This is a genomic window from Amycolatopsis sp. NPDC004747, assembly GCF_053601335.1.
This window is the reverse complement of record NZ_JBSGBQ010000003.1, coordinates 409,189-433,408: the sequence shown is the minus strand read 5'-3', so window position 1 is coordinate 433,408 and position 24,220 is coordinate 409,189. Positions and strand designations below refer to the sequence as shown.

Sequence of the window (24,220 nt, the reverse complement as noted above, 5' to 3'; positions counted from 1 at the left end):
TGGCCTCCGGTCGACATGCGGCGACGGCGATTTGGGATACCAAACTTTGGAATCCCAAATATCGACCCGGGGTCGGCCCGAGTCAACCCTCCGGCCGATAAACTCGTGTTACGGCCGGTTACGGCGGTGTTGAAGGAGGGGCGCGGTGAACGAGCGGCAACCCCTCGCGGCCACCCGGCAGCGGGTTCGCGAGGAGCTGCGCGAACGGATCCTGACCGGCCGGCTGCGCCCGGGCGACAGGCTGGTCGAGCGCGAGCTGGCCGAAGACCTCGGGGTGTCGAGGGTGCCGGTGCGCGAGGCCATCCGCAGCCTGGAGGCCGAGGGCTTCCTCGTCGTCCAGTCGCCGCGGCGGGTCGTCGTCCGGCAGCTGGCGCGGGTCGACGTCGAGGAGCTGTTCGACGTCCGCGAGGCGCTCGAAGGCCTCGCCGCCGGGCTGGCGGCGGCGCGAGCGGGCGCGGCGGAGCTGAAGCGGCTCGAACGCGCCCTCGCCGACGCCGCCCGGGCCACGGCCCGGGGTGACGCCGCCCGGATCACCGTGCTGAACTCGCGCTTCCACGACGAGATCGTCGCCATCGCGGGCAACGCGCTGCTCTCCACCATGCTCCAGCCGCTCGAGGGCAGGCTCCGCTGGCTCACGAGCCAGAACGAGCACTGGGCCGAGCTGCTCGACGAGCACCGGCGGCTCTACGAAGCGATCGCGTCGGGGGACGCGGAACGGGCGAAGGCGTCCGCGGTGGAACACGTGCGGGTGAACCGCGAGGTGACGCTGCGTTCGCTCTTCGGTGAAGAACCCGGTGAGCGGCCCGCGGGCTGACCGCCGCCCGATTTGGCGAGGAATGCGCACGAGCGCCCGGTTTTTCAGCCATTCGCACCAACGGCGACCCGACTTTGGTCTGTGTCATGCCGCCGAACGGCTGCTTACGGTCTTCGGTCACCGGTCTCGTCGACCGGGGTCCCCGCCGTCCGGGAGGTTCACCGTGCGTAGTGCCCCAGTACTGGCCGCCGCCTTCACCCTCGCCCTGACCGTCACCGGCGTCGCCGAGGCGGCGCCTGCCGCCCACGGCCACGCCCAGCGCGTCTGCTCGGCCGCACCGGCCGGGTTCGCGGCCTGCAACGCCTGGATCGACACCGACACCACCTTCGCCGCGGCCGCCACGCCGTCCGGGCTCGGCCCGGCCGACCTGCTCTCGGCGTACAACCTCGCCTCCCTCGCGGGCAGCGCCGGCGCCGGCCGCACGATCGCCATCGTGGACGCCTACGACGCCCCGACCGCCTTCGCCGACGTCAACGTCTACCGCGCCCAGTACGGCATCCCGGCGCTCGCGTCCTGCACGCCGTCGTCGATCAACGCGAGCACCACGCCGTGCTTCGCCAAGGCCGACCAGAACGGCGGCACGAGCTACCCGCGCAAGGACGGCGGCTGGGCCCAGGAGATCTCGCTCGACCTCGACATGGCCTCGGCGATCTGCCCGAAGTGCAACATCCTGCTGGTCGAGGGCACCTCGTCGAGCTTCGCCAACCTCGGCACCTCGGTGAACACCGCCGTCCGGCTCGGCGCCGAAGTCGTCAGCAACAGCTACGGCGGCAGCGAGTTCTCCGGCGAAGCGAGCTCGGAGGGGCAGTACTTCAACCACCCGGGTGTCGCGATCACGGTCAGCTCCGGTGACTCGGGCTACGGCGTCGAGTTCCCGGCCGCGTCCCGGTACGTCACCGCGGTCGGCGGCACCAGCCTGAAGAAGGCCTCGAACACCCGCGGCTGGAGCGAGACGGCGTGGAGCGGTGCGGGCAGCGGCTGCTCGGCCTACATCACCAAGCCGTCGTGGCAGACCGACAGCGGCTGCGGCAAGCGCACGGTCGCCGACGTCAGCGCCGTCGCCGACCCGGCCACCGGCGTCGCCGTCTACGACAGCACGGCCTACCAGGGCCGCTCCGGCTGGATGGTGTTCGGTGGCACGAGCGTCGCGGCGCCGGTCGTCGGGGGCGTCTACGCGCTGGGCGGTGTCAGCGGCGTCACGGGTGCGAACACTGTGTACTCGCACACATCGTCGCTCAACGATGTGAGCGGCGGCAGCAACGGCTCGTGCGGCGGCGGCTACCTCTGCACCGCCGTGACCGGCTACGACGGCCCGACCGGGCTCGGTACTCCGAACGGGGCCGCTGCCTTCTGATTTCCGTTACCAGGGGCCACCATCCGGGCGTCGCCGCGCCCGAGTGGTGGCCCCTCACGCTGAGCATTAACATGATCACCGTAGTCGTGCATCCCCAGCGGAAGTGGCATATCCGACACGCCCCAGAGGCCCCGCCAACAGGCGCTTCCCAGCGGCTTCATGGGAAATTCACAGAATGGGTGGCAAGTCTGACAACGTGAAGCACGCCGACGACGGTGCCGGATCGGCGGCACGATGACGACCGCCCAGGCCACACTCGAAGCGCCCGCCCGCAGCACGAGACCGGGCGGCAAAGCGCCCTACCTCCACCAGATCGACCTGTTCCGGTTGATCACGTTCGCCTGCGTCATCCTCATCCACGTGGTGGGCGCGACGAACTTCGCGCAGGACGTCGGCGCCAACGCCGTCGAGACGCCGCTGCACTTCACCCGCGAGGCGTTCTTCGCCCTCACCGGGTTCGTGCTGGTGTTCCAGAACCGCCGCCGTGAGTTCACCGCCGGCGACTTCTGGCGACGGCGGCTCCCGCTGGTCGCCACGCCCTACCTCGCGTGGTCGATGTTCTTCTGGGCGTACGGCCTGGTGACCGGGGTGCAGCAGCCGGGCTCGCTCGAGGCGTCGATGCGCCTGCTGCTCAAGGACCTCGTCACCGGCGGGGCCTGGTACCACCTGTACTTCCTGCTCGTGACGATGCAGGTCTACCTGCTGTTCCCGGTGCTGATGAAGCTGCTGCGGGCGACCGAGGGCAAGCACAAGTGGCTGCTGCTCGGCAGCGGCCTGGTGCAGGTCGGCGTCACGCTGTTCATGACCTACCAGCCGCTCGGCGTGAGCTACGAGACGATCACCCACCTGTACGGCACGATCCTGCCGTACCAGTTCTACACGCTGTTCGGCGCCGTGGTGGCCATGCACTTCGAGACCGTGCACGCCTGGGTGGGACGGCACCGGCTGCTGCTCGGCGGCGCGCTGGTGGCGGTGCTGGCCGGCACCGAGTGGCTCTACTTCCGGACCGTCCACAGTGGAACGTTCCCGCAGGTGGCCAGCGACCCGTTCCAGCCGTACCTGATCCCGTGGTTCCTCACCGTGATCGCGGCGATCTACGCGTTCACCACGAGGTGGGCGGCGCGCCGCCGGGAAGGCAGCCGCGGGGCCCGGGTGGTTTCCTGGGCGGCGAACCGGTCGTTCAGCATCTTCCTCGTGCACCCGCTCGCCCTGGCGCTGCTCGGGCCGGCGATCCCGCACGTCGCGGAGCGCTTCGGCGCGCCGTGGCTCAGCGTGATCATCTACGCGGGGACGATCGTCTTGACCATCCTGATCGTGGAGGTCCTGCGGCGGCTGCCGGGGAGCCGGGCGCTCACCGGGCGGCCGCGGCTGCGGCCGGCGAAGGTCGCGGCTTAGGTCACCCGAGAGGGTGGCGGGCGTCATATCCGAAGGCGCGGGCATGTCACAGCGCGCGGATCCGCAGGAGTGGGATATGCTGGCGGCCCGTGGGACTTCAGTCACGGGCAACCAAGTACGTCTTTGTCACCGGAGGCGTTGCCTCCTCTCTGGGTAAGGGACTCACGGCTTCCAGCCTGGGTCAGCTCCTTACCGCGCGCGGGCTTCGCGTCACGATGCAGAAGCTCGACCCCTATCTCAACGTCGACCCCGGGACGATGAACCCGTTCCAGCACGGTGAGGTGTTCGTCACCGACGACGGTGCCGAGACCGACCTCGACATCGGCCACTACGAGCGCTTCCTCGACCGCGACCTCGACGGCAAGGCCAACGTCACCACCGGCCAGGTCTACTCCGAGGTGATCGCCAAGGAGCGCCGCGGCGAGTACCTCGGCGACACCGTGCAGGTCATCCCGCACATCACCGACGAGATCAAGGCCCGGATCACCGCGGCCGCCGGTCCGGACGAGAGCGGCCAGGCGCCGGACGTCGTGATCACCGAGGTCGGCGGCACGGTCGGCGACATCGAGTCCCTGCCGTTCCTGGAGGCCTGCCGCCAGGTCCGCCACGACGTCGGCCGCGACCACTGCTTCTTCCTGCACGTCTCGCTGGTGCCGTACCTGGCGCCGTCGGGCGAGCTGAAGACGAAGCCGACCCAGCACTCGGTCGCCGCGCTGCGCAACATCGGTATCCAGCCGGACGCGCTGGTCTGCCGGGCCGACCGGGAGATCCCCGAGGACCTCAAGCGCAAGATCGGCCTGATGTGCGACGTGGACACCGAGGCCGTCATCGCCTGCCCGGACGCGCGGTCCATCTACGACATCCCGAAGGTGCTGCACGGCGAGGCGCTCGACGCCTACGTCGTCCGCCGCCTCGGCCTGCCGTTCCGCGACGTCGACTGGACGGTGTGGGGCGACCTGCTCGACCGGGTGCACAACCCGAGCGAGGTCGTGCGGATCGCCGTCGTCGGCAAGTACATCGACCTGCCGGACGCCTACCTTTCGGTCACCGAGGCCCTGCGTGCGGGCGGGTTCGCCCACCGCGCCAAGGTCGAGATCGTCTGGGTCGCCTCGGACGACGCGCAGACCGCGTCCGGCGCGGCCTCCGTGCTGTCCGATGTGGACGGCGTGCTGATCCCGGGCGGGTTCGGCATCCGCGGCATCGAGGGCAAGGTCGGCGCGATCGAGTACGCCCGCACCCGCGGCGTCCCGCTGCTCGGCCTGTGCCTCGGCCTGCAGTGCATGGTCATCGAGGCCGCCCGGCACCTGGCCGGCATCACCGACGCCGGCTCGTCGGAGTTCGACGAGAACACCAAGCACCCGGTGATCTCGACCATGGCCGACCAGCGCGACGTCGTCGCCGGCGAGCGGGACATGGGCGGCACCATGCGCCTGGGCGCCTACCCGGCGAAGCTCAAGGCGGGTTCGCAGGTCGCGAAGGCCTACGGCACCACCGAGGTCTCCGAGCGGCACCGGCACCGCTACGAGGTCAACAACGCCTACCGCAAGCAGCTCTCGGACGCGGGCCTGGTGTTCTCGGGGACCTCGCCGGACGACCACCTGGTCGAGTTCGTCGAGCTGCCGGCCGACAAGCACCCGTTCTTCGTCGGCACGCAGGCGCACCCGGAGCTCAAGAGCCGCCCGACCCGGCCGCACCCGCTCTTCAGCGCGTTCGTCAAGGCCGTGGTGGACCGCAAGGTCGCCGAGCGCCTGCCGGTCGAGCTGCCCGAGGCCCCGGTGGCGGCCCGGTGACCGCGCCGGGCGAGCACGAGTTCAACGTCGCGTCCAGCCGGGACGTCCACATCGGACGGGTCGTCGGCCTGCGGATCGACGACGTCGTGATGCCGGGCGGCGACACCGCGGTCCGCGAGGTGATCGAGCACCTGGGCGCGGTGGCGATCGTCGCGCTGGACGACGACCAGCAGGTCACGCTCATCCACCAGTACCGGCACCCGATCGGGCACCGGCTGTGGGAGCTGCCCGCGGGCCTGATCGACCACCTCGGCGAGGACCCGGTCGGCACGGCCAAGCGCGAGCTCGTCGAAGAGGTCGGCCTGGCCGCTGCGGACTGGGTGACCCTGGTCGACGTCGCGGCCTCGCCGGGCTTCACCGACGAGGTCGTGCGGGTCTTCCTGGCCCGCGGACTGTCCGATGTGGACCGCGACGTGCTCGGCGAGGAGGAGGCGGACCTGGTCATCCGCAAGTTCCCGCTGGCCGAGGCGGTGCGGATGGCGCTGGCCGGCGAGCTGGTGAACGGCGCCACGGTGTCCGGGGTCCTGGCCGCGCACGCGGTGCTCTCGGGCGCGGCGTCGGCGCGTCCGGCCGATGCCCCGTGGGAGGACCGCCCGACGGCGTTCGCCAAGCGCAAGGAAGCCTGAGCTGCTCAGCTGCGTCCCGGTTCAGGGGCGCAGCTGGCGGCCCTCGGCGTCCGTGCCGCCGTTGACCAGCAGCACGATGCCGTCGATGATCGGCCACAGGATGCCGACCCCGGTGCAGAAGGTGGCGAAGAGCTGGGCGATGCCCAGGCCGGTCTGGCCGGTGTAGAACCGGCCGATGCCGAAGGGCAGCACGATCTGCAGCACCCCGGCCACCGTCTTCGACCGGTGCGAATACACCACGGGCGGCGGCCCGTACGGCATCGCCACGGGCATCGAAGGCGGCGCGTACACCTGCTGCGTCGGCATCGCCATCGGCATGGGTCCCGGTGGCGGCCCGAAGAAGCCCGGGTGGGGGTGCGGCAGGTCGCGGAACAGCGGCCGCAGCTCGCCCAGCGTCGTCGCCGCGTAGGCGTCGGTCACGCGCGTCTCGTACTCGACCGGTGTGATGCGGCCCATGCCGAAGTGATCGGCGAGCAGCCTCGCTGCTTCCTCGCGCTCGGCCGTGCCGATGCGGAGCTCCTCGGACCCCATGGATCCAAGGTAACCGAACGGGGTTTCTGCCGGGTCACGAGCGCCGGGCGGCCTAAGGTGACGGCGTGGCAGCCCCGGGCAGCACGGACGGCGTGATCGCCGCGTACCTCGACCACCTGGTCGTCGAACGCGGGACCGCGCGCAACACCCTGGACAGCTACGCCCGTGACCTGCGCCGGTACGCCGCGCACCTGGACGGCCTCGGCGTCGCGAAGATCGCCGACGTCACCTCCGCGCACGTCACGGCCTTCGGTGCCGCCCTGCGCGAGGGCGACGACGAGCACCGGCCGCTGGCCGCGTCGTCGGCCGCCCGCGCCCTGGTCGCCGTGCGGGGCCTGCACAAGTTCGCGCACGCCGAGGGCCTCACCGAGCACAACCCGGCCCGCGAAGTCCGGCCGCCGACGCCGGCGAAGCGGCTGCCCAAGGCCCTGCCGGTGGACGACGTGCTGCGGCTGCTGGAGACCCCGCCGCCGGACGGCGAGCGCCCGCTGCGCGACCGGGCGCTGCTGGAGGTGCTCTACTCCACCGGGGCCCGGATCTCCGAGGCGGTCGGCCTGGACGTCGACGACGTCGACGCCACCGAGCGCACGGTGCTGCTCGACGGCAAGGGCGGCAAGCAGCGGCTGGTGCCGATCGGCCGTCCCGCGCTCGCCGCGCTGCACGCCTACACCGTCCGCGCCCGCCCGGCGCTCGCCGCGCACGGCCGGGGCACGGCGGCGCTGTTCCTCAACGCCCGCGGCAGCCGGCTGTCGCGGCAGAGCGCGTGGCAGGTGCTCAAGGACACCGCCGAACGCGCGGGCATCACCGCGGTCGTGTCGCCGCACACGCTCCGCCACTCCTTCGCCACGCACCTGCTCGAGGGCGGTGCGGACGTCCGCGTCGTCCAGGAACTCCTCGGCCACGCGTCGGTGACGACGACCCAGGTGTACACGCTGGTCACGGTCAACACCCTGCGCGAGGTGTACGCCACGGCGCACCCGCGAGCGCTGGGCTAGAAAGCACTAGAAACGGCCAACAGCCTTGCCGGCCTGCACCGACGGTCGAGTGACATTGCCCCGTCGAGTCCGGCGCGTTGCTTTGCCGGGGCTCCGACTCCGGACATAGGCTGCGGCGGACGCTGACGAACAAGGAGCTTTCGCGCCATGTCGACACCGAACCAGCCGGCCGTACCGGCCGAGTCCGCCGGGTCGGCGGCGGCGAACCTCAGCCAGGTCACCATCGCGACACCCACCGACCACGACGGCGACGAAGCAGCCGAGCGCAACGGCAAGAAGGTCAAGCTCGAAGGCATCGGGCCGACCGGCCGCCCGATCCGCGAGCACCCCGATCCGGCGCCGCTGGACAAGCACGGCCCGGCCAAGATCATGGCGATGTGCAACCAGAAGGGCGGCGTCGGCAAGACGACGTCGACCATCAACCTGGGGGCCGCCCTCGCCGAGTACGGGCGCAAGGTGCTGCTGGTCGACTTCGACCCGCAGGGCGCGCTCGCCGTCGGCCTCGGCATCCAGCCGCACGAGCTGGACCAGACGGTCTACAACGCCATCATGGAGCGCTCGGTCAGTGCCACCGACGTGCTCATGAAAACCCGCGTCGACGGCGTTGACCTGCTGCCGAGCAACATCGACCTGTCCGCGGCGGAGGTCCAGCTCGTCGCTGAGGTAGGGCGCGAGCACACGTTGTTACGGGTCCTTCGTCCGGTCATGAACGACTACGACTATGTTCTTGTCGACTGCCAGCCCTCGCTCGGCCTGCTCACGGTGAACGCGCTGACCGCCGCGGACGGCGTGATCATCCCGCTGGAGTGCGAGTTCTTCAGTCTGCGAGGCGTCGCCCTCCTGATCGACACCATCGAGAAGGTGCAGGAACGCCTCAACCCCAAACTGGACATAGTCGGGATTCTCGCCACCATGTACGACCCGAGAACCCTGCATTCGAAGGAGGTCATGGCTCGCGTGGTGGAGGCATTCGGCGAGACCGTGTTCGACACGGTCATCAACCGCACCGTGCGGTTCCCCGAGACGACGGTCGCGGGTGAGCCGATCACGACCTGGGCGCCCAAGTCGGCCGGCGCGGCGGCGTACCGCCAGCTCGCCCGCGAGGTGATCGCTCGGTGAGCAGGCGCGCTTCCCTGCCCGGAGCGTCGGAACTCTTCAGGATCACCTCCAGTCCCGCCCTCGATCTCCCTCCCCAGGCACCCCCCGAGCCCGTCGAGGAACCGCAGCCGAAACCCTCGGGCAACGGCCGGGCCGACCAGCTCGCCCGCAGCGCGGCCCCGCACGGCTCGGGCCGCACCAAGCACGACGCGAAGATCACCGTGTACGTCTCCGGCGACGAGCTCGTCGCCATGGAGCAGGCCCGGCTGACGCTGCGCGCGAAGCACGACCTGGTCGTCGACCGCGGCCGGCTGGTCCGCGAGGCGGTGGCGGTGCTGCTGGCCGACTTCGACCAGCACGGCGAGGAGTCGGTGCTGGTCCAGCGGCTGCGGGTGGTCGGCTCAGACGGCGGCGAAACCGAGGGCTGATGGACGAGCCGGAACCGGCTCCGGAGGTCCCCGAAGAGCACCAGACCGTGCACGGCGGGATGATCCCCGAAGGCGTCAACACCGAAGAGCTGAGCACGTCGAAGTTCAAGGTGCGGCTGGCGAACTTCGAGGGGCCGTTCGACCTGCTGCTGCAGCTGATCTCGCAGCACCAGCTCGACGTCACCGAAGTGGCGCTGCACCGGGTCACCGACGACTTCATCGCCTACACGCGCGCGCTGGGCACCGACTGGAACCTCGACGAGACGACGGAGTTCCTGGTCATCGCGGCGACGCTGCTCGACCTCAAGGCGGCGCGGCTGCTGCCGTCGGCCGAGGTGGAGAGCGAAGACGACCTCGCGCTGCTCGAAGCCCGTGACCTGCTGTTCGCGCGCATCCTGCAGTACCGCGCGTACAAGCAGGTGGCGGCGCTGTTCGGGGAGCTCGAACAGAACGCGCTGCGGCGCTACCCGCGGTCGGTGGCGCTGGAAGAGCGGTTCGTCGGGCTGCTGCCCGAGGTGATGCTGGGCGTGACGCCGCAGAAGTTCGCCGACATCGCGGTGGCGGTGTTCCGGCCGAAGCCGCCGCCGACGGTGTCGATCGCCCACATCCACATGGGCCGCATTTCGGTGCGCGAGCACGCGGCCATCCTGCGGGTGATGCTGGCCGAACGCGGCCAGGCGACGTTCGGCGAGCTGGTCGACGACTGCGAGCACACGGTGGAGATCGTGGCGCGCTTCCTGGCGCTGCTGGAGCTCTACCGCGAGGCGACGGTGCAGTTCGAGCAGAGCGAGGCACTGGCCGAGCTGCACGTCCGCTGGACGGGCGGCTCGAAGGAAGAAGCCTCCGCGGCGGCCGAGCTGGACCGCGCGTTCGGAGATGAAGAGGAGTACGGGTGAGCCCGGAGAACAACGAGCAGGCCGAGACGCCGGAGGTCCCGGCCGACGAGCCGGCAGCCGAGGTCGAAGCACCGGAGCCGGTGGAGCCGCCCGCGGGCGAGCCGGAGGAGGCCGCGGCGGAGCTGGCGCTCGACGAGGCAATGTCCGGTGAGCCGGTGACCGAAGACGGCGAGCCGGTGGAGCCGCTGGCCGAGGAGAGCGCTGCCGCCGAGCCTGCGCCGGCCGAGGATGCGCCTGTCGAGGCCGCTGCCGAGCCTTCGCCCGCCGAACCCGAGCCCGAACCCGAACCCGAGCTCGACCCCGCCGACCCCGAGTCCGACCTGGTCGCCGCCGGGGACGCCGGCTCCATGCCGGACGTCACCTCCGACGAGGACCTGGAGTCCGCTCTCGAGGCGCTCCTGCTCATCGTCGACTCGCCCGCCGGCGAAGAACTCCTGGCCGACACCCTCGGCCAGCCCAAGTCGCGGATCGTCGTCGCCCTCCGCACGATGGCGCAGAAGTTCACCGACCGGAACTCCGGGATCGACCTGCGGCGCGTCGGCGAGGGGTGGCGGTTCTACACTAGGGACGTCTACGCCCCGTTCGTGGAGAAGCTCCTGCTGGACGGCCAGCGGTCGAAGCTGACCAGGGCCGCGCTGGAGAGCCTCGCCGTGATCGCGTACCGGCAGCCGGTGACCCGCGCGCGGGTTGCCGCGGTGCGGGGCGTGAACGTGGACGGCGTGATCCGGACGCTGCTCGCGCGCGGCCTCATCGAAGAGATGGGGACCGATCCCGAGACGACCGGAACGCTGTACGTGACGACCGAGCTGTTCCTGGAGCGACTGGGGCTGTCGTCACTGAACGACCTGCCGCCGATCGCTCCGTTGCTACCCGAAGTGGACACCATCGATGACATCCAGTGAACACCCCGACGGCGTCCGGCTGCAGAAGGTGCTGTCGCAGGCCGGGGTCGCCTCCCGGCGCGCGGCGGAGGACCTGATCGTCGCCGGCCGGGTCGAGGTGGACGGCGAGGTCGTCACCGAGCTGGGCCGCCGCGTGCACCCCGACGAGGCGGTCATCCACGTCGACGGCACCCGGGTGAACCTGCGCGACGACCTGATCTACCTCGCCCTGAACAAGCCCAAGGGCGTGCACTCGACGATGTCGGACGACCGCGGCCGCCCCTGCGTCGGCGACTACCTGCGCGGCCGCTACGAGGAGACGCCCGGTGTCGTGCACGTCGGGCGGCTCGACGAGAACACCGAGGGCCTGCTGCTGCTGACCAACGACGGCGACCTCGGCCACCGGCTGATGCACCCGTCGTACCGGGTGCTCAAGACCTACCTCGCCGAGGTCGACGGCCTGGTGCCGCGCGGGCTCGGCAAGGAGCTGCGCAACGGCTGGGAGCTGCCGGACGGCATCGTCAAGGTCGACCAGTTCCGGGTCAAGGACATGCACTCCGGCAAGTCGCTGGTCGAGCTGGTGATCCACGAGGGCAAGAAGCACATCGTGCGCCGCCTGCTCAAGGACACCGGCCACCCGGTGCTCAAGCTGGTCCGCACCGCGGTCGGCGACGTCCAGCTCGGCAACCAGCGCGTCGGCTCGATCCGCCGGCTGACGAAGACCGAGGTCGGCGCGCTCTACCGCAACGTCGAACTCTGATATTCGGCGGTCACGAACCCGTCGAGTGTCTCGTCGCCCGGACGGTCGTACTTCGCGGCCAGTTCGGCGTGGGAGACGACGGCCGGTGCCCAGCCGTGGCCGCGCAGCCACTCCGGCGCCGTGCCGCCGAGGCCGCCCTGCCACAGCCGGGTGACGCGCTCGGCACCCGGGGTCGCCTTGGCCCGGGCGAGCAGGCCGTCCCGCGTCTCGGCGGACCGGTGCTCGAACGACACCCGGCTGCCCGGTGCGGACAGCTCGGTCACGGTCGAGAGCATCGCTTCGGCGTCTTCGCGGGACAGGTAGACCAGCAAGCCTTCGGCCAGCCACGCGGTCGGAACGCCCGCGTCGAACCCGGCCGCCCGCAGGGCACCCGCCCAATCGCCGCGCAGGTCGGCCGGGACCACGACGCGCTCGCACGACGGTTCGGCGCCCTGCGCGGCCAGCACCTCGTCCTTGAAGGCGAGCACCTCGGGCAGGTCGAGCTCGAAAAACCGCACCCCCGGCGGCCAGGCGAGCCGGAAAGCGCGGGCGTCGAGGCCCGCGGCGAGCACCACGACCTGCGCGCACCCGGCAGCCAGCAGGTAGTCGTCGTAGAACCGGGTGCGGATCGCCACCTGCCGGGCGAAGAGCGCGCCGAGGCCACGCTCCGGGGTCTCGCCCGGCGCGACGGGCAGCAGAGAGCTGCCCGCGGCGTGGAACGCGGCTGCGTAGGGATCGTCGAACAGGCGGTCCGGTCGGCGGCTTTCGTACGCGCGCAGCGCGGCGACGCCGACGGCGGTGACGCTCACGGCGGGCAGGGAGTCCGGCACGTTTCCCAACGTACGCCCGACTTTCCGCCGTGGTGGGGGCGTGCGGCGGCTCGCTAGCGTGACGGGCATGCGACTCGGGATGGTGTGCGGGGTCCTGGCGGTGCTCCTGGCCGGCGCGGTGGCGCCGGCGGCCGCGGCTCCCGCGGCGAGCGAACCGGTCTACGACTACGCGAAGGCGGTCCGCGAGACCGTCTGGGTCGACATCGGCCGCGACGGCGACGGTGACGGCCGCTCCGACCGCGTCGCCGCCGACATCGTCCGGCCGGGTGAGGCGACTTCGCGGGTGCCGGTGATCATGGACGCCAGCCCGTACTACTCGTGCTGCGGGCGCGGCAACGAGAGCGAGCTGAAGTCCTACGACAGCGCCGGGAAGCCGGTGAAGTTCCCGCTGTTCTACGACAACTACTTCGTGCCGCGCGGCTACGCCGTGGTGCTGGTCGACCTGGCCGGGACGAACCGGTCCGCCGGCTGCGCGGACGTCGGCGGCGCCTCGGACGTCGATTCCGCGCGCAAGGTCGTCGACTGGCTGAACGGCCGCGCGACCGGCTACAGCGCGAAGACCGGCGGCAGCGCGGTGGCCGCGAGCTGGAGCACCGGGAACGTCGGCATGATCGGCAAGTCCTACGACGGCACGATCGCCAACGGCGTCGCGGCGACCGGGGTCGCCGGGCTGAAGACCATCGTCCCGATCTCGGCGATCAGCTCCTGGTACGACTACTACCGCTCGGACGGGGCGACCTTCGGGTTCAACCCGGACGGGCTCGCGCGCACGGTCGAAGCGCGCAACGGCGGGCAGAACTGCTCGGCGCAGAACCAGGTGCTGGCGTCCGGCGCCACCGCGAACGGCGACTACGGCCCGCTGTGGGCCGACCGGGACTACGTCCGGCGGGCGGGCACCGTGCGGGCGAGCGTACTGCTGTCCCACGGCGTCAACGACCTCAACGTCAAGACGATCCACTTCGGACAGTGGTGGGCCGGGCTGAACGTCGAGAAGAAGATCTGGCTGTCGCAGACCGGGCACGTCGACCCGTTCGACTACCGGCGCGCAGACTGGGTCGACCTGCTGCACCGCTGGTTCGACCACTACCTGCTCGGCATCGACAACGGTGTGCAGAACGGCCCGCAGGCCAGCGTCGAGCGGCAGCCGGACCAGTGGGCGGACCAGAGCGCCTACCCGGCGTCGGACGCGGTGGCGACGACGCTGCGGCCGGGGGCGTCCGGCACGCTGGGCACCGCGGCGTCGTCCGGGACGGCGTCGTTCACCGACAACCCGAACCTGGGCGAGGACACCTGGGTGACCAATCCGGGCGGTGCCGCGCTGACGTACTCGACCGGGACCCTGGCCGCGGACGTGCAGGTTTCCGGCACGACTTCGGTGACCGTGACGGCCACGCCGAGCACGTCATCGGCCCGCCTTTCGGCCCTGCTGGTCGACCTCGGCGCGGCGACGATCCGCAACTTCGCCGGCAGCGGCGAGGGGATCAAGACGGGGACGGCGGAGAACTGCTGGGGCTCGTCGACCGCCGGTGACGACGCCTGCTACCGCGTGGCGACGGCGGACGTGAAGAAGGTGAACTACACGATCCTCAGCCGCGGCTGGGCCGACCTGGCGAACTACGCTTCCCTGTCCCAGGAACGACCGCTGACCCCGGGCACGGCGTACACGATGACGTTCCGCCTGGCGTCCACGGACCACCTCGTCCCCCGAGGGCACGCACTGGCGCTGATCATCGGCGGCACGGACGGCAGCTTCATCCGCGGACCGGCCCAGCCGGGCCGGGTGACCCTGGACCTGGCCCGCACATCGGCCTCGGTCCCGCTGGCGGGCGCGGTCCCGGCGGCGACGACCCACCCGGCCCTCGACACGAGCGCGTTCGTGCCGTCGGCGGGCCGGGCGGACCTGCGCTAGCCCGCCTCGGCCGTGGCCGCCTTGGTGGCCGCTTTCCGTTGCAGGGCGCGGACGATCGGCTCCACGACCCGGGCCGCTGTCGGGCCGAGGATCGCCATCAGCAACACGTACGCCGTTGCCAGCGCCGCCAGCTCGCCGTCCACCGCGCCCGCCGTCACCGCCAGGCCCGCGATGACGATCGAGAACTCGCCGCGGGCGACCAGTGCCGCGCCGGCCCGGGCGCGGCCCAGGCGGCCGATGCCCTGGCGGCGGGCCGCCCACCAGCCCGTGGCGACCTTCGTCAGCGTCGTGACGACCGCCAGCACCACGGCCCAGCCGAGCACCGGCGGGATCGACGCCGGGTTCGTGTTGAGGCCGAAGACCACGAAGAACACCGCGGCGAACAGGTCGCGCAGCGGCTCCAGCATGCGCGTCGCGTTCTCCGCCGTCGAGCCGGAGATCGCGATGCCGAGCAGGAACGCCCCCACCGCGGCCGACACCTGCATCGCCGACGCCAGCCCGGCGACCAGCAGGGCCGCGCCGAGGACCTTGAGCAGGAACACCTCGCGGTCCGGGCTGTCCACCGCCGCGGAGACGTACCGGCCGAACTTCAGCGCGACCACCAGCACCACGGTGATCACCAGCAGCGAGATGCCCACCGCCTCCAGGCCGCCGAGCAGCGAGACCCCGCCCAGCACCGCGGTGAGGATCGGCAGGTAGAGCGCCATCGCGAGGTCTTCGAACACGAGGATGGACAGCACCACCGGCGTCTCGCGGTTGCCGAGCCGGCCCAGGTCGCCGAGGACCTTGGCGACGATGCCGGACGACGAGATGTAGGTGACGCCGGCCATCACCATCGCGCCGACCGGGCCCCAGCCCAGCAGCAGCGCGACGGCCGCGCCGGGCGCCGCGTTGAGGACGATGTCGAGCAGGCCCGCCGTCCACGAGCGGCGCAGGCCGGTGAACAGTTCGGCCGCGGAGTACTCCAGGCCGAGCAGGAGCAGCAGCAGCACGACGCCGATTTCGCCGGCCAGGTGCGTGAAGCCGCCGATGTCGCTCAGCGGGATCAGGCCGCCTTGGCCGAAGCAGAGGCCGCCGAGCAGGTAGAGCGGGATGGGGGAGAGGCCGATCTTGCCCGCCAGGCGCCCGAGCACGCCCAGCACGAAGAAGACCGCCCCCAGTTCGATCAGGGACAGCGCGGTGTGGTCCATCGGCCGCTCAGCCGTACTTGAGGATCTTGGCGGCGGCTTCGAGGCCCTCGCTCGTCCCGACCGCGACCAGCAGGTCGCCCCCGGTGAACGTGAAGTCCGGCGTCGGCGACGGGTGCACCTGGCCGGCCCGGGCGACCGCGACCACCGAGACGCCGGTGCGGGTGCGCATCGCGGTGTCGCCGAGCGTCCGGCCGTCGAAGGGGCCGGACGGCTGGATCGGCAGCTGCCGCGTGCTGATCCCCGGCAGGTCGCGGTGCTCCTCGGTGAGCTGCGCGACCAGCTGCGGCGCCCCGAGCAGGTTGGCCAGTGCGCCCGCCTCGTCCGCGGTCAGCGGGATCGAGGCGGCGCAGGCGTCGGGGTCGTCCGATTTGGACACGATCAGCTCGATGTGGCCGTCCCGCTGGGTGACGACGCCGATGCGGCGGCCGGTACGGGTGGCGAAGTCCTTGCGGACCCCGATGCCGGGCAGGGGAGTTACTTCGACGTTCACCCAACCACCGTAACCCAGGTGTCCGATTCGCGACGTTCAGCCGAGCAGGAGCAGCAGCGCGGCGACGACCATCACCGCGGCGGTCAGGCCGTGGACGCCGAAGGCGATGGCCTTCTTCCCCCGGTGACGCAGGATGATCAGCATGTCGAAGACCGGCCAGAGGGCCGCGGTGAGCACGACCCAGCCGAGCGCGTGCGCGTCGCCGTAGATCATCAGGGCCAGGGGGATCAGGCCGGCCCCGATGTCGCGGCCGCCCTTGACGTTGAGGAAGTTCTCCGCGTTCTCGGGGACCTTTCCGAAGCCGAAGCCCGCGGCGGTCTTGACCGGCGCGAAGACGTAGTTGAGGCCGACGTAGATGATCCCGAGCGAGACGAGCGCGGTCAGGATGTAGCCGGTGATGATCATGATGTTCCCTCCAGTGTTTTTCTAGCATCGCTAGGATTGCTAGCAACGCTAACCTAGCGGCGCTAGTTTGTCTAGCAGTGCTAGCATGTGACGTATGACCCAGCGACAACGGCGCGTGCGCGACCGGACCGAGCGAGCGCAGCGGATCGTCTCCGCGGCTCGCGAACTGGCCGAGGAGGAAGGCTGGGACGCGGTCACCACCCGGAAGCTCGCGGCGCTGATCGAGTACAGCCAGCCGGTGCTCTACAGCCACTTCCCGGGCGGCAAGGACGCGATCATGGCCGCGGCCGCGCTGGAGGGCTTCGCCGAGCTGGCCGCGGTGCTGGGGGACGCCCGCGGCGGCGGCCTCGCGGGTGTCGTCCGCGCCTACGTCGAGTTCGCCGAGGCCAAGCCCGCGTTGTACGACGCGATGTTCACGCTGGCTTCGGAACTGCCGTTCGCCCAGGACGACACCCCGGAGGTGATGAAGGCGAACTTCGCGGAGCTGCTCGCGGTCGTCGAGCCGGTGGCGGGCGAGCAGCACCCGGGTGTGCTGACCGAGGTGTTCTGGAGCACCCTGCACGGCCTGGTGACGCTGGACCGGGGCCACCGGCTGTCGCCGGCCCACCGTGAGGAGCGTCTCGCGCTCGTGGTGGCGCGCTTCGGCACACGGGGTGACTGATCTCCTCCGCACCCCGACCGGCAGAATGGAGCGCGAAGCCGAACGGGACGAGAACGCGAGGAGAGTGCCGGTGACGGGAGCCCTACGAGGTGTGGTCGCGCTGGACGGCCCGTCGGGGACCGGGAAGACCACCGTCGCCCGCAAGCTCGCCCAGCGCCTCGGCGCCGGCTACCTCGACACCGGTGCGATGTACCGGATGGTCACCCTCGCCGTGCTGCGCGCCGGCGTCGACCCGGCCGACGCGAACGCCGTCGCCGCCGTCGCCGACCGCGCCGAGTTCACCATCGGCACCAGCCCCGACCGGCCCGAGATCCGCCTGGCGGGCGACGACGTCGCCGCCGACATCCGCGGGCCCGAGGTCACCAAGGCCGTTTCGCCCGTCTCGGCCGTGCCGCACGTGCGCGAGCTGCTGGTCGCGCGGCAGCGGCGGATCATCGACGACGTCGTCTCCCACCGCGGCGGGATCGTCGTCGAGGGCCGGGACATCGGCACGGTCGTCGCGCCGGATTCGCCGCTCAAGGTCTTCCTGACCGCCTCGGCCGACGTCCGCGCGTCGCGCCGCAGCACCCAGGACACCGCGGCCGGGCGCCAGTCGTCGGTGGCCGACGCCCTGGCCAGCGTCGAGCGCCGCGACCACCTCGACTCGACCCGCGCCGCCTCGCCGCTGCGCGCGGCCGACGACGCCGTGCACGTCGACACCTCCGAGCTGTCGATCGACCAGGTGATCGTCGCCCTGAGCGAGCTGGCCAGCCACCGCGGGCTGCTCGCGGGGTGCAAAGAAGAAGTGGCTCGATGAAAGCTGACGGATTGCCCGAGGGCTCCGTCGGCAGGCTCCACGACGCCGGGCGGGTCTTCGCCCGGTACTATCTGCGCTCGGCCTTCCGCATCCGGGTGCACGGCCGCGAGCGCGTCCCCGCCACCGGGCCGCTGCTCGTGATCGCCAACCACAGCTCCATGATCGAGCCGCAGCTGATCTTCGGAATGCTTCCGCGGCGTTCGGCGTTCCTGGTCAAGGCCGAGATGTTCGGCGGGGTCGTCGGCAAGTTCATGCTGGCGATCGGGCAGATCCCGCTCAAGCGCGGCGAGATCGACCGCAAGCCGCTGATGACCGCGGTCGGCGTCCTGAAAGACGGCGGAGTCGTCGGGATCTTCCCCGAAGGCACCCGCGGTGCCGGGGACGTCGGCGCGGCCGAACGCGGCGCGGCCTGGCTGGTCCGGGCCTCCGGCGCGACCGTGCTCCCGGTCGCGACGCGGGGCACGCTCAAGCCGGCCGACGGCAAGCGACGGTTCCGGCCGCGGGTGGACATCCTCGTGGGCGAGCCGTTCTCGCCGAAGGTCGGTCCCGGGAAGACCGGGCTCGACCAGGGCACCGAAGAGCTGCGCGGTGAGCTCGCGGCGCTCGTCAAGACTTTGGACGACTGGCGTGCCGAACACGGATTCGGTGCGGTATAAGGGAAATTGGGTTAGCAATGGAAGAGTACGACGGCGTCGGCGAAGTCGACGGCACCTGGTCCGACGAGACCGAGTTCGCCGCGCTCGACGCGCAGATCGAGGCGGCGGAAGCGGCCGAGGAGGCCGCCCTGGGGCAGCCGGTGCTCGCCGTCGTCGGCCGGCCCAACGTGGGCAAGTCGACGCTGGTCAACCGCATCCTCGGCCGGCGCGAAGCCGTCGTGCAGGACGTGCCGGGCGTGACCCGCGACCGCGTCGCCTACGACGCCTACTGGGGCGGCCGCCGGTTCACCCTGGTCGACACCGGCGGCTGGGAGCCGGACGCGACCGGGCTGCAGGCCGCCGTCGCCGCACAGGCCGAGCTGGCCATGCAGACCGCGGACGCGGTGCTGCTGGTCATCGACGCCTCGGTCGGCGCGACCGCGACCGACGAAGCCGTCTCCAAGGTGCTGCGCCGCTCGAAGAAGCCGGTGCTGCTGGCGGCCAACAAGGTCGACGACGACCGGCTGCTCGCGGACACCGCGTCGCTGTGGTCGCTCGGCCTCGGCGAGCCGCACCCGGTCAGCGCGCTGCACGGCCGCAGCTCCGGCGACCTGCTCGACGCCATCCTCGAGGCCCTGCCCGAGTCGCCGCGCGAGGGCGGCGCCGTGACGTCGGGGCCGCGCCGCGTCGCGCTGGTCGGCAAGCCGAACGTCGGCAAGTCGAGCCTGCTCAACAAGCTGTCCGGCGAGCAGCGCTCGGTCGTCGACTCGGTGGCGGGCACCACCGTCGACCCGGTCGACTCGCTGGTCGAACTGGACGGCGAGACCTGGCGGTTCGTGGACACGGCGGGCCTGCGCAAGCGCGTCAACTTCGCCGCGGGCGCCGAGTACTACGCGTCGCTGCGCACCAAGACCGCGATCGACGCGGCCGAGGTCGCGATCGTGCTGCTGGACGCGGCCGAGCCGCTGTCGGAGCAGGACCTGCGGGTGCTGACCATGGTCGTCGAGGCCGGCCGCGCCTGCGTGCTGGCGTTCAACAAGTGGGACCTGGTCGACGAGGACCGGCGGCACGCGATGGTCCGCGAGCTGGACCGCGGCCTGGTCCGCGTGCCGTGGGCGGAGAAGGTCAACATCTCGGCGCTGACCGGCCGTTCGGTGCGCAAGCTCGCGCCGGCGCTGCGCACCGCGCTGAAGTCGTGGGACCAGCGGGTGCCGACCGGCCAGCTCAACGCGTGGCTGTCCGACCTGATCGCGGCCACCCCGCCGCCGGTCCGCTCGGGCAAGCAGCCGAAGGTCCTGTTCGCGACCCAGGCCGGCATCCGCCCGCCGACGCTCGTGCTGTTCACCACCGGCTTCCTCGAGGCGGGCTACCGCCGGTTCATCGAACGCAAGTTCCGTGAGCAGTTCGGCTTCACCGGCAGCCCCGTCCGGGTGAATGTCCGGGTCCGCGAAAAGAAGGCGAAGCCGAAGGTCGGCGGAAAAGCCGCCCGAACCCGGTGATTTCCTGACCCGTTTCGGACGACACGCGTACCTGAACGGACGACACGCGTACCCAGGCGGACGACACGACGAATCGTCGGTGATCCGGCGTGTCGTCCGGCCAAGTACGCGTGTCGTCCGTCTGGATGCGCGAGTCGTCCGGTACGGGGTGAGGTCCGACACCCTTGCGTGATCGGGGAGATATCTTTCGTTCATCTTGCGTTAGAGTGGAGGGTCGTTGCGGGCGCCTCAATCCGGAGAGCAAGCCCGGTTGAGGCTCCCGAAAGGTGAGTGGTGGGCTTGCGCGCCCATGGTTCGTCCCTGCACGTCTTCAGCGCGGTCGAGGTGAACGCCCGATGACCGTCACGATCGAACCCACCGGCACCACCCCCGAGGTCACCCTCGCCGACCGGGCGCTGTTCTGGTCCGGCCTCGGCGCCCCCGAGCGCACCCTCCTCGACGTCCTCGCCGCCACCGCCGAGCGGCACCCGAACGCCGCCGCGATCGACGACGGCACCACGACCCTGACCTACCGGCGCCTGCTCGACGAGATCGACGGCTACGGCCGCCGGCTCCGCGGCTACGGCGTCGGGCTCGGCGACCGCGTCGGCATCCGGATCTCCTCCGGCACCGCCGAGCTGTACATCGCCATCCTCGCGACGCTGTCGGTCGGCGCCGCGTACGTGCCCGTCGACGCCGACGACCCCGACGAGCGCGCCGAGCTGGTCTTCGAAGAAGCCCAGGTCGCCGCCGTCGCGACCGACGGCAAGATCAACGTCCACAGCACCCCGGGTGGCCGTGACGGCCGCCCCGGCCCGGCCGACGACGCCTGGATCATCTTCACCTCCGGTTCCACCGGCAAGCCCAAGGGCGTCGCGGTCACCCACGCGAGTGCCGCCGCCTTCGTCGACGCCGAAGCCGAGCTGTTCCTCACCGACGAGCCCATCGGGCCCGGCGACCGGGTCCTGGCCGGCCTGAGCGTCGCCTTCGACGCCTCCTGCGAAGAGATGTGGCTGGCCTGGCGCCACGGCGCCTGCCTGGTCCCGGCGCCCCGCGCGCTGGTCCGCACCGGCGTCGACCTCGGCCCGTGGCTGGTCGCGCAGCGCATCACCGTCGTCTCGACCGTGCCGACGCTGGCCGCGCTGTGGCCCGCGGACGCGCTCGAAGACGTCCGCCTGCTCATCTTCGGCGGCGAAGCGTGCCCGCCGGAGCTGGCCGAGCGCGTCGCCGTCGAAGGCCGCGAAGTCTGGAACACCTACGGCCCGACCGAGGCCACCGTCGTGGCCTGCGCCGCGCAGCTGACCGGTGACGGCCCGGTCCGGATCGGCCTGCCGCTCGTCGGCTGGCAGCTGGCCGTGGTCAACGACGAGGGCGAGCCGGTCGCCATGGGCGAGACCGGCGAGCTGGTCATCGGCGGCGTCGGCCTGGCCCGCTACCTCGACGCGGCCAAGGACGCCGAGAAGTTCGCGCCGCTGCCGTCCCTGGGCTGGCAGCGCGCGTACCGCTCGGGCGACCTGGTCCGCGCGGAAGAAGAAGGCCTGCTGTTCCTCGGCCGCCTCGACGAGCAGGTCAAGCTGGGCGGCCGCCGCATCGAGCTGGGCGAGGTCGACGCCGCGCTGCAGGCCCTGCCGGGTGTGCAGGGCGCGGCCGCCGCGATCCGCCGCACCAAGGCGGGCAACCAGGTCCTGGTCGGGTACGTCGTGCCCACCTCCGGGAGCTTCGACCTGGACCAGGCCGCGACCCGCCTGCGTGAGCACCTCCCCGCCGCGCTGGTCCCGCTGCTCGCCGTCGTCGACGACCTGCCGACCCGCACCTCCGGCAAGGTCGACCGCGCCGCGCTCCCGTGGCCACTGTCCACAGTAGAAGCTTCCGGGCTGACCCCGACCGAGACGTGGCTCGCCGAAGGCTGGGCCGAGATCCTCGGTGTGTCGGTCGACAGCCCGAAGGCGGACTTCTTCACCCACGGCGGCGGCAGCCTGACCGCCGCGCAGGTCGTCGCGCGCATCCGCACCCGGCACCCGCAGGTGTCGGTCGCCGACATCTACGCCCACCCCAAGCTGGGCGCGCTGGCCGCGATGCTGGACGCGCTGAGCGGCCAGGCCACCGAGCGCCGCGAGATCGCGCCGGTGAAGCGCCGCGCCGGGGTGATCCAGACCCTGCTGATGGTCCCGCTGATGGGCCTGGTCGGCCTGCGCTGGGCGACGCTCGCCGCCGCGCTGTCGAACGTCATGGCCCTGCTCGGGTTCGCCTGGGCGCCGACGCTGAGCTGGGCCTGGATCGGCCTGGCCTGGGTCGTGCTGTTCAGCCCGGCCGGCCGGATCGCCATCGCCGCGGGCGGCGCGCGCGTGCTGCTCTCCGGCGTCCGCCCCGGCACCTACCCGCGCGGCGGCAGCGTCCACTTGCGACTGTGGACGGCCGAGAAGCTGGCCGAGTTCTCCGGTGCCGACAGCGTCGCCGGTGCGTCCTGGATGACGACGTACGCGAAGGCGCTCGGCGCGCGGATCGGCAAGGACGTCGACCTGCACTCGCCGCCGCCGGTCACCGGCTTCCTCAAGCTGGGCCGCGGCGCGGCGATCGAGCCCGAGGTCGACCTGTCCGGCCACTGGGTGGACGGCGACGTCGTGCACATCGGCAAGGTCCGCGTGGGCGCGGAAGCCCGCGTCGGTGCCCGCAGCACGCTGTTCCCGGGCGTCCGCATCGGCAAGGGCGCGGAGATCGCGGCCGGCTCGACCGTCCGCGGCGCCGTCCCGGCCGGGCAGCGCTGGGCCGGTTCGCCCGCCGCCCGCGTCGGCAAGGACGAGCGGGACGCGCTGAAGTGGCCGTCGAGCCGCCCGCCGCGCTCGCACTTCTGGGCCGCCGTCTACGGCGCGACCTCCCTGGCGCTGGGCTTCCTGCCCGGTGTGGCCGCGCTGGCCGGCGTCGCCGTGCTCGGCTACGCGATCTCCGGCGCCCCGACGCTGCTCGACGCGTTCACCCGCGCGCTGGTCTTCGTCCCGGCCGCGACGGCCGCGTACTTCCTGGCTTACCTGCTGCTGGTGCTCGTCGGCGTCCGGGCGCTGAGCATCGGCATGGTCGAGGGCTACCACCCGGTGCACGGCCGCGTCGCGTGGCAGGTCTGGGCGACCGAACGCCTGATGAGCATGGCCCGCGAAGGGCTGTTCCCGCTGTACGCCAGCCTGTTCACACCGGTCTGGCTGCGCATGCTGGGTGCGAAGGTGGGCCGCAACGTCGAGGCGTCGACCGTGCTGGCGCTGCCGAAGATGACCAAGGTCGACAGCGGCGCGTTCCTCGCCGACGACACGATGGTCGCCACTTACGAGCTCGGCCACGGCTGGCTGCACGTCGCCCCGGCCCGGATCGGCAAGCAGGCCTTCCTCGGCAACTCGGGAATGACCGCGCCCGGCCGTTCGGTGCCGAAGCGCGGCCTGGTGGGCGTGCTGTCCTCGACGCCGCTGAAGGCGAAGAAGGGCTCGTCGTACCTCGGGATGCCGCCGCTGCCGGTCCGCCGCGCGATCGGCGAGGCCGACACGAGCCGCACCTACACCCCGGCGCTGCACCTCAAGGCGGCGCGGGCGCTGGTCGAGCTGTGCCGGATCATCCCGGTCATGTGCGGGGTCGCGCTGACCGTCTCGGTGGCCTTCGGGCTGCTGTGGGCGGCGACGGCGTTCGGCTTCGGCATCGCGCTGCTGCTGGCCGGGCCCGCCCTGCTGGCCGCCGGGATCGTCGCCGCGCTGACCGCGACGGCGATGAAGTGGCTGCTGGTCGGCAAGTTCCGCGAGGTCGACCACCCGCTGTGGAGCTCGTTCGTCTGGCGCAACGAGCTGGCCGACACCTTCGTCGAGGCGCTGGCGGTGCCGTGGCTGATCGGCTCGGTCGGCGGCACCCCGCTGCTGACCGCGTGGCTGCGCACGATGGGCGTCAAGATCGGCCGTGGTGTCTGGCTGGAGACGTACTGGCTGCCCGAGGCGGACCTCGTGTCGCTGGGCGACGGCGCGACGATCAACCGCGGCTGCGTCGTGCAGACGCACCTGTTCCACGACCGGATCATGAGCATGTCCCGGGTCGCCCTCGGCGAGGGCGCGACGCTCGGCCCGCACGGCATCGTGCTGCCGGGCGCGGGCATCGGCGCGCGGACCACGGTCGGCCCGGGGTCGCTGGTGACCCGCGGCGACGAGGTGCCCGCCGACACCCGCTGGCTGGGCAACCCGATCTCGGCGTGGCCCGGTAAGTAACGAATGCAGGACCGGGCGCGCGGGGCTCACCCGTGCCGTGCGAGCCT

At 71.8% G+C, this 24,220-nt stretch carries 22 protein-coding genes; 17 read left to right on the top strand and 5 right to left on the bottom strand.

All coding sequences use genetic code 11. The features are described 5' to 3' along the window. Nucleotides 1-145 precede the first annotated feature (145 nt). From ACWEGE_RS06940 to ACWEGE_RS06920, 5 genes are all read left to right on the top strand, one after another. Nucleotides 146-814 carry a GntR family transcriptional regulator gene (locus tag ACWEGE_RS06940; protein ID WP_449659487.1) on the top strand — a complete coding sequence of 223 codons (669 nt, stop codon included), beginning with the start codon at nucleotides 146-148 and terminating at the stop codon, nucleotides 812-814. A gap of 163 nt (nucleotides 815-977) precedes the next feature. Next, on the top strand, nucleotides 978-2,168 hold the full coding sequence (locus ACWEGE_RS06935; RefSeq protein WP_449659486.1) for a S53 family peptidase: 1,191 nt from the start codon (nucleotides 978-980) through the stop codon (nucleotides 2,166-2,168). Nucleotides 2,169-2,402: 234 nt separating this feature from the next. After that, nucleotides 2,403-3,563 carry an acyltransferase gene (locus ACWEGE_RS06930; RefSeq protein WP_449659485.1) on the top strand — a complete coding sequence of 387 codons (1,161 nt, stop codon included), beginning with the start codon at nucleotides 2,403-2,405 and terminating at the stop codon, nucleotides 3,561-3,563. A gap of 89 nt (nucleotides 3,564-3,652) precedes the next feature. Beyond that, entirely contained in the window at nucleotides 3,653-5,353 is a 1,701-nt protein-coding gene (locus ACWEGE_RS06925) for a CTP synthase (protein ID WP_449659484.1), read from the top strand. After that, complete coding sequence (locus ACWEGE_RS06920) at nucleotides 5,350-5,979, top strand: NUDIX domain-containing protein (RefSeq protein ID WP_449659483.1); 630 nt, start codon at nucleotides 5,350-5,352, stop codon at nucleotides 5,977-5,979. The genes ACWEGE_RS06925 and ACWEGE_RS06920 overlap by 4 nt, the downstream gene beginning before the upstream one ends. A gap of 21 nt (nucleotides 5,980-6,000) precedes the next feature. Here ACWEGE_RS06920 and ACWEGE_RS06915 read toward each other — a convergent pair whose 3' ends face one another. Continuing rightward, nucleotides 6,001-6,510 (bottom strand): DUF1707 domain-containing protein, encoded by a 510-nt coding sequence (locus ACWEGE_RS06915; RefSeq protein ID WP_449659482.1) that lies wholly within the window; start codon nucleotides 6,508-6,510, stop codon nucleotides 6,001-6,003. A 92-nt stretch (nucleotides 6,511-6,602) separates the two neighbouring features. On the opposite strand from ACWEGE_RS06915, the gene xerD reads away from it, so the two are divergent. The 6 genes from xerD to ACWEGE_RS06885 all read left to right on the top strand — a co-directional run bounded on the left by xerD (nucleotide 6,603) and on the right by ACWEGE_RS06885 (nucleotide 11,568). After that, nucleotides 6,603-7,505, top strand: coding sequence for a site-specific tyrosine recombinase XerD (gene xerD, locus ACWEGE_RS06910; protein WP_449659510.1), 903 nt, complete (start codon nucleotides 6,603-6,605; stop codon nucleotides 7,503-7,505). Nucleotides 7,506-7,652: 147 nt separating this feature from the next. Then, nucleotides 7,653-8,624 carry a ParA family protein gene (locus ACWEGE_RS06905; RefSeq protein ID WP_449659481.1) on the top strand — a complete coding sequence of 324 codons (972 nt, stop codon included), beginning with the start codon at nucleotides 7,653-7,655 and terminating at the stop codon, nucleotides 8,622-8,624. Then, nucleotides 8,621-9,031 carry a cobyrinic acid a,c-diamide synthase gene (locus ACWEGE_RS06900; RefSeq protein ID WP_449659480.1) on the top strand — a complete coding sequence of 137 codons (411 nt, stop codon included), beginning with the start codon at nucleotides 8,621-8,623 and terminating at the stop codon, nucleotides 9,029-9,031. Before ACWEGE_RS06905 ends, ACWEGE_RS06900 begins: the two co-directional genes overlap by 4 nt. Continuing rightward, nucleotides 9,031-9,927, top strand: a complete 897-nt coding sequence (locus tag ACWEGE_RS06895; RefSeq protein WP_449659479.1) for a segregation and condensation protein A — start codon at nucleotides 9,031-9,033, stop codon at nucleotides 9,925-9,927. The genes ACWEGE_RS06900 and ACWEGE_RS06895 overlap by 1 nt, the downstream gene beginning before the upstream one ends. Continuing rightward, nucleotides 9,924-10,829 (top strand): SMC-Scp complex subunit ScpB, encoded by a 906-nt coding sequence (gene scpB / locus ACWEGE_RS06890; protein ID WP_449659478.1) that lies wholly within the window; start codon nucleotides 9,924-9,926, stop codon nucleotides 10,827-10,829. The genes ACWEGE_RS06895 and scpB overlap by 4 nt, the downstream gene beginning before the upstream one ends. Further along, nucleotides 10,816-11,568, top strand: a complete 753-nt coding sequence (locus ACWEGE_RS06885) for a pseudouridine synthase (RefSeq protein ID WP_449659477.1) — start codon at nucleotides 10,816-10,818, stop codon at nucleotides 11,566-11,568. Before scpB ends, ACWEGE_RS06885 begins: the two co-directional genes overlap by 14 nt. On the opposite strand, the gene ACWEGE_RS06880 is transcribed toward ACWEGE_RS06885, so the two are convergent. Next, complete coding sequence (locus ACWEGE_RS06880; RefSeq protein WP_449659476.1) at nucleotides 11,547-12,377, bottom strand: SAM-dependent methyltransferase; 831 nt, start codon at nucleotides 12,375-12,377, stop codon at nucleotides 11,547-11,549. The two genes, ACWEGE_RS06885 and ACWEGE_RS06880, sit on opposite strands and share 22 nt — an antisense overlap. Nucleotides 12,378-12,456: 79 nt before the next feature. Here ACWEGE_RS06880 and ACWEGE_RS06875 point away from each other — a divergent pair, with 79 nt between their 5' ends. Then, nucleotides 12,457-14,286 (top strand): Xaa-Pro dipeptidyl-peptidase, encoded by a 1,830-nt coding sequence (locus ACWEGE_RS06875; RefSeq protein ID WP_449659509.1) that lies wholly within the window; start codon nucleotides 12,457-12,459, stop codon nucleotides 14,284-14,286. On the opposite strand, the gene ACWEGE_RS06870 is transcribed toward ACWEGE_RS06875, so the two are convergent. From ACWEGE_RS06870 to ACWEGE_RS06860, 3 genes are read right to left on the bottom strand one after another with little or no spacing between them, the layout of a single operon-like run. Continuing rightward, complete coding sequence (locus tag ACWEGE_RS06870) at nucleotides 14,283-15,476, bottom strand: cation:proton antiporter (RefSeq protein ID WP_449659475.1); 1,194 nt, start codon at nucleotides 15,474-15,476, stop codon at nucleotides 14,283-14,285. The two genes, ACWEGE_RS06875 and ACWEGE_RS06870, sit on opposite strands and share 4 nt — an antisense overlap. Nucleotides 15,477-15,483: 7 nt before the next feature. Next, complete coding sequence (locus ACWEGE_RS06865; RefSeq protein WP_364591918.1) at nucleotides 15,484-15,966, bottom strand: cation:proton antiporter regulatory subunit; 483 nt, start codon at nucleotides 15,964-15,966, stop codon at nucleotides 15,484-15,486. A gap of 36 nt (nucleotides 15,967-16,002) precedes the next feature. Next, complete coding sequence (locus ACWEGE_RS06860; protein WP_449659474.1) at nucleotides 16,003-16,371, bottom strand: DUF4267 domain-containing protein; 369 nt, start codon at nucleotides 16,369-16,371, stop codon at nucleotides 16,003-16,005. Between the two features lie 94 nt (nucleotides 16,372-16,465). On the opposite strand from ACWEGE_RS06860, the gene ACWEGE_RS06855 reads away from it, so the two are divergent. From ACWEGE_RS06855 to ACWEGE_RS06835, 5 genes are all read left to right on the top strand, one after another. Then, entirely contained in the window at nucleotides 16,466-17,032 is a 567-nt protein-coding gene (locus ACWEGE_RS06855) for a TetR/AcrR family transcriptional regulator (protein WP_449659473.1), read from the top strand. A gap of 91 nt (nucleotides 17,033-17,123) precedes the next feature. Beyond that, the gene (gene cmk, locus ACWEGE_RS06850; RefSeq protein ID WP_449659508.1) at nucleotides 17,124-17,828 is read left to right on the top strand and encodes a (d)CMP kinase; all 705 of its coding nucleotides are present in this window, start codon (nucleotides 17,124-17,126) and stop codon (nucleotides 17,826-17,828) included. Next, nucleotides 17,825-18,484 (top strand): lysophospholipid acyltransferase family protein, encoded by a 660-nt coding sequence (locus tag ACWEGE_RS06845; protein WP_449659472.1) that lies wholly within the window; start codon nucleotides 17,825-17,827, stop codon nucleotides 18,482-18,484. The genes cmk and ACWEGE_RS06845 overlap by 4 nt, the downstream gene beginning before the upstream one ends. A 17-nt stretch (nucleotides 18,485-18,501) precedes the next feature. Then, a complete protein-coding gene (gene der, locus ACWEGE_RS06840) occupies nucleotides 18,502-19,962 on the top strand; it encodes a ribosome biogenesis GTPase Der (RefSeq protein ID WP_449659471.1) in 1,461 nt (486 codons plus the stop codon). A gap of 335 nt (nucleotides 19,963-20,297) precedes the next feature. Further along, a complete protein-coding gene (locus tag ACWEGE_RS06835) occupies nucleotides 20,298-24,173 on the top strand; it encodes a Pls/PosA family non-ribosomal peptide synthetase (RefSeq protein ID WP_449659470.1) in 3,876 nt (1,291 codons plus the stop codon). Nucleotides 24,174-24,220 lie beyond the last annotated feature (47 nt).

What these genes read in the sequence shown, in the direction of transcription:
- ACWEGE_RS06930 (WP_449659485.1), top strand. Translation starts at nt 2,403, where the DNA reads ATGACGACCGCCCAGGCCACACTCGAAGCGCCCGCCCGCAGCACGAGA.
- ACWEGE_RS06915 (WP_449659482.1), bottom strand. Translation starts at nt 6,510, where the DNA reads ATGGGGTCCGAGGAGCTCCGCATCGGCACGGCCGAGCGCGAGGAAGCA.
- ACWEGE_RS06905 (WP_449659481.1), top strand. Translation starts at nt 7,653, where the DNA reads ATGTCGACACCGAACCAGCCGGCCGTACCGGCCGAGTCCGCCGGGTCG.
- ACWEGE_RS06895 (WP_449659479.1), top strand. Translation starts at nt 9,031, where the DNA reads ATGGACGAGCCGGAACCGGCTCCGGAGGTCCCCGAAGAGCACCAGACC.
- ACWEGE_RS06885 (WP_449659477.1), top strand. Translation starts at nt 10,816, where the DNA reads ATGACATCCAGTGAACACCCCGACGGCGTCCGGCTGCAGAAGGTGCTG.
- ACWEGE_RS06875 (WP_449659509.1), top strand. Translation starts at nt 12,457, where the DNA reads ATGGTGTGCGGGGTCCTGGCGGTGCTCCTGGCCGGCGCGGTGGCGCCG.
- ACWEGE_RS06870 (WP_449659475.1), bottom strand. Translation starts at nt 15,476, where the DNA reads ATGGACCACACCGCGCTGTCCCTGATCGAACTGGGGGCGGTCTTCTTC.
- ACWEGE_RS06860 (WP_449659474.1), bottom strand. Translation starts at nt 16,371, where the DNA reads ATGATCATCACCGGCTACATCCTGACCGCGCTCGTCTCGCTCGGGATC.
- ACWEGE_RS06855 (WP_449659473.1), top strand. Translation starts at nt 16,466, where the DNA reads ATGACCCAGCGACAACGGCGCGTGCGCGACCGGACCGAGCGAGCGCAG.
- ACWEGE_RS06845 (WP_449659472.1), top strand. Translation starts at nt 17,825, where the DNA reads ATGAAAGCTGACGGATTGCCCGAGGGCTCCGTCGGCAGGCTCCACGAC.
- der (WP_449659471.1), top strand. Translation starts at nt 18,502, where the DNA reads ATGGAAGAGTACGACGGCGTCGGCGAAGTCGACGGCACCTGGTCCGAC.
- ACWEGE_RS06835 (WP_449659470.1), top strand. Translation starts at nt 20,298, where the DNA reads ATGACCGTCACGATCGAACCCACCGGCACCACCCCCGAGGTCACCCTC.